The 3,996-nt window shown below is 45.2% G+C and carries 3 protein-coding genes; 2 read left to right on the forward strand and 1 reads right to left on the reverse strand.

Features of this window, described 5'->3' with window-relative positions:
• Positions 1-67: 67 nt before the first annotated feature.
• Positions 68-1,222: a hydroxymethylglutaryl-CoA synthase gene (locus NRIC_RS19110; protein ID WP_146624307.1), complete on the reverse strand. Its 1,155-nt coding sequence runs from the start codon at positions 1,220-1,222 to the stop codon at positions 68-70.
• 124 nt (positions 1,223-1,346) lie between these two features.
• Here NRIC_RS19110 and NRIC_RS19400 point away from each other — a divergent pair, with 124 nt between their 5' ends.
• Together NRIC_RS19400 and NRIC_RS19405 are read left to right on the forward strand one after the other, a co-directional pair.
• Positions 1,347-2,561, forward strand: a complete 1,215-nt coding sequence (locus tag NRIC_RS19400) for a thiolase family protein (protein WP_227873861.1) — start codon at positions 1,347-1,349, stop codon at positions 2,559-2,561.
• A gap of 14 nt (positions 2,562-2,575) precedes the next feature.
• Complete coding sequence (locus NRIC_RS19405) at positions 2,576-3,778, forward strand: hydroxymethylglutaryl-CoA reductase, degradative (protein ID WP_175580169.1); 1,203 nt, start codon at positions 2,576-2,578, stop codon at positions 3,776-3,778.
• The last annotated feature ends 218 nt before the right edge of the window (positions 3,779-3,996 follow it).

Here is a 3,996-nt window from a genome sequence, read left to right on the forward strand (position 1 = left end):
TTATGGTAGCCAATTTTTTTCTATTAAGGACTATGACTTATGTCACAGTCTCTTTCCTATGAGTGTTTTATTTATTATAATAACGAATCTCGCCATTCATTCGTGAAATCGCAAATGGGGATAAATCATTAAAGCTGTATTCTTGACCATCCATCGGTAAATGATCGTTGAACATTGCTTCGTACTCATCAATTGTTAATTTCTGACGATCCGCTAGGACTGCTTGATTGGCCGCTGGCGACAGATGATCTTGGTAACCTTCGATTAATTCCAGTGAGAAAAATTCGCTGACAGCACCGGAACCATAGCTGAACATACCGATGCGATCACCGGCTTGAAGCTCGGAACTGTTATCCAGCAGAGAAATCAGGCCTAAATACAAAGAACCTGTATACAAGTTTCCAACGTCACGACTATAGACGATGGCTTCATCATAACGGGCTTCCAAACGTCTTTGCTCTTCCTCTGACAGAGTAGGGAAGATTGCACGCAAGGCTTTACGTCCCATTTTTGTATACGGCAGATGGAAAGTCACCGCAGCGTAGTCCGCTGAACTTGTTTGATTGACTTTCAAATTTTGTTCCCAAACACGCACAAAGGATTGAATATAGATTTCGTTCGACAAATGACCATCCACCATTGGATAATCATGGCCTGAAGGACGCCAGAAATCATAAACATCCTCAGAATAAAAAATGCTGTCGTCATGAATCGCTAAAATTCTTGGATCCGCTGAGATCAGCATGGCAACGGCCCCACAGCCTTGGGTCGGTTCGCCGCCAGTGTTTAACCCATATTTTGCGATATCGGCAGCGATGACCAATACTTTTCTATCTGGATGAGCAGCGATATAATCACGTGCTTGCTGCAAAGCTGCTGTCCCTGCATAACACGCATGTTTTATTTCATAAGAACGTGCAAAAGGCTGGATATTCAAAAGGTCATGAATGCTCACTGCTGCCGACTTGGAAAAATCAGTACTTGATTCCGTTCCGACGATGACCATATCGATCATTTGCTTGTCTTCATCCGTCAAGATCTTTTCTGCCGCAGCAGCACCTAGTGTGATGATATCCTGCGTTTTAGGAATAACGGCCATTTTGTCTTGACCAAGCCCTAAATGAAATTTATTAGGGTCTGTATCTCTGGCATTTGCCAAGTCTGTCATATCAACGTAATAGTTTGGTACGTGAAAACTAATTTTATCGATCCCTATTTTCATGTTGCCCCTCCTTCTCTTCACCTTGTAATATATCACAGATAAGCTGAGTTTTGGTGGGATTCATTCTTAAGAAATAGTAAAACTATTCATGCTATAATCAAGCATATTTTAAAATTTTTTGGAGGTGTCTTTTTTGAAAGAAGTAGTGATCTTAAGCGCTGTACGAACCCCCATCACGAAATATAAAGGTGCATTGGCTACCGTTTCTGCTGTTGATCTTGGAGCGATAGCGGTAAAAGGTGCACTTGAAAAGAGCGGAGTAGCTGCCGAGTCGGTGGATCAAGTGATTCTAGGCAATGTTTTACAAGCAGGAAACGGTCAAAACGTTGCCCGTCAATCGGCGATCAAAGCTGGTCTATCCTATGAGGTTTCAGCCATGACGATCAATGAAGTTTGCGGCTCAGGTCTTAAATCGATCATTTTAGCCATGCAGCAAATTCAGCTCGGTGAAGCAGAGGTGGTCGTCGCTGGTGGGACGGAGAACATGTCTCAGGCACCAAAACTTGCACAATATGATTTTGCAACAGAGGAATGGAAAGCTCCCGTCCCTAGCATGATCTATGACGGACTGACGGATGCATTCAGTGGCAAGCATATGGGATTGACTGCGGAAAAGGTCGCAAAACAATATCAGATATCGCGAGAGGCACAAGATCAGTTTGCGTATGATTCGCAGATGAAAGCGGCAAAAGCACGCGAAGCAGGCAAGTTTTCAGAAGAGATTTTACCAGTCTCTTTAGCGGATGGTCGAGTGGTCGCTGAAGATGAAGGCATTCGTCCGCAAACTACACTTGAAAAACTAACTGAATTAGCGCCTGCTTTTCAAGACGACGGCGTGGTGACGGCCGGCAACGCTTCGACTTTAAATGATGGGGCATCTGCGGTTGTTCTGACCTCAAGATCCTATGCTGAAAGCCATGATCTTCCTTACTTAGCAGTAATCGAAGGCTATAGCGAGGTCGGGATCGATCCAAGCATCATGGGCGTAGCTCCAATTAAAGCTATTCACACATTGTTAGACAAACAACGATTGAGTCGTGAGGATATCGATCTATTTGAGATCAATGAAGCTTTTGCAGCTGCTTCCGTGGCGGTCAAAGAAGACCTGGAGTTGCCGGAAGATAAGCTGAATATTTATGGTGGTGCCATTGCTTTGGGTCACCCGATCGGAGCCAGCGGTGCAAGAATCGTGACTACACTGTTGTCTGAATTGTATCAAGAGGACAAACAGCGTGGGATAGCGAGTTTATGTGTCGGCGGCGGGATCGGAATCGCGCTTTTGATTAAAAAAGCGGAGAATAAAACCTCCACACTTAAAAAAAAAAATTTTATCAGCTAGAACGAAGCCAACGATTGGCACAGCTGGTTAAAGAAGGCAAATTGACTAGTGAGGAGGCGGAACTGCTTCGTACCCACACGGTTTTGCCAGATAAGATTGCCAACAATCTGATCGAAAATCAGATCAGTGAGACTGAAACTCCGTTAGGATTGGCACGCAACTTTGTGATCAATCAAAAAGAGCGAGAGATTCCGATGGCCACTGAGGAGCCTTCTGTGATTGCTGCAGCTAGTAATGCAGCCAAAATCATTGGCAGGGCTGGAGGTTTCACTACTAAGACATTCGAACGAACGATGATGGGTCAAATCGTGCTGCGACAAGTCACGGATTTTTCCGCAGTTAAGGCTGTGCTAGAAGAGCATCGTTTAAGTTTGTTTGCAGCGGCCGAGCGTGCGTATCCTTCGATCTACCAGCGTGGTGGTGGATTGCGATCCCTTCAGTGGCGCAGCTTTGAAGCAGACGGTTATTTGTCGATCGATCTGCAGGTAGATGTGCAAGATGCGATGGGGGCAAATATTGTGAACACGATGGCAGAAGGAATTGCCCAGGAAATTCGCCAGCTCCTGTCAGAAAGTGAAATTCTTTTCAGCATCTTGAGTAATTATGCAGATCATTCGTTGGTTGAGGCGAGTTGCCGAGTGCCCTTAAAAATGATTGGAGCGGAAGTAGCAGAACGGATTGCAGCGGCAGCGGAATATGCCAAATTAGACCCGTATCGTGCAGCTACTCATAATAAGGGGATCATGAACGGGATCGATGCAGTTGTTCTGGCAACTGGAAACGATACTCGTGCTGTGGCAGCTTCTGTTCATGCCTACGCGGCAAAGGATGGAGAGTATAGAGGGCTGACAGATTGGGAAATCGTTGATGACACATTGATTGGTCGTCTACGGATTCCGATAGCGATCGGGATCGTTGGCGGCGCTACGAAAGTGCTGCCCAAAGCCCAGCTCAGCTTAAAGCTATTGGGTGTTGAAACAGCGGAAGAATTAGCGGAGATCATTGTAGCGGTGGGGCTGGCGCAAAATTTTGCAGCAGTCAGAGCGCTAGTGACGGACGGTATCCAAAAAGGACACATGGCTTTGCAAAGCCGTTCATTAGCAATTACTGCCGGTGCAACAGAACAAGAAATTCCGTTAGTTGTTAAGCGACTGAAACGAGCGAAACAAATGAATTTGGCAGAGGCAGCGGACATTTTACGTGAGCTGAGAAAATAGGAAAAGGCTGTGACAGTAACGTCACAGCCTTTTTTTGTATGTTTGAAAACCACCTGCTGTGCTGGTGGTTCAAAAGAGCTTCCAGCGTGGTAATAAAAAGACCTCCCAAAATTGATAAACTGATGTTGGTTTCCCGACCGCATCACTATCAAAGATAGGAGGTGTCCTTATGGAAAAGGACAAAGAAAGTTTATCACATAGTAAATGGAGATGTAAGT

The organism is Enterococcus florum (genome assembly GCF_004309355.1).
GTDB lineage: Bacteria > Bacillota > Bacilli > Lactobacillales > Enterococcaceae > Enterococcus_A > Enterococcus_A florum.

What these genes read in the sequence shown, in the direction of transcription:
- NRIC_RS19110 (WP_146624307.1), bottom strand. Translation starts at nt 1,222, where the DNA reads ATGAAAATAGGGATCGATAAAATTAGTTTTCACGTACCAAACTATTAC.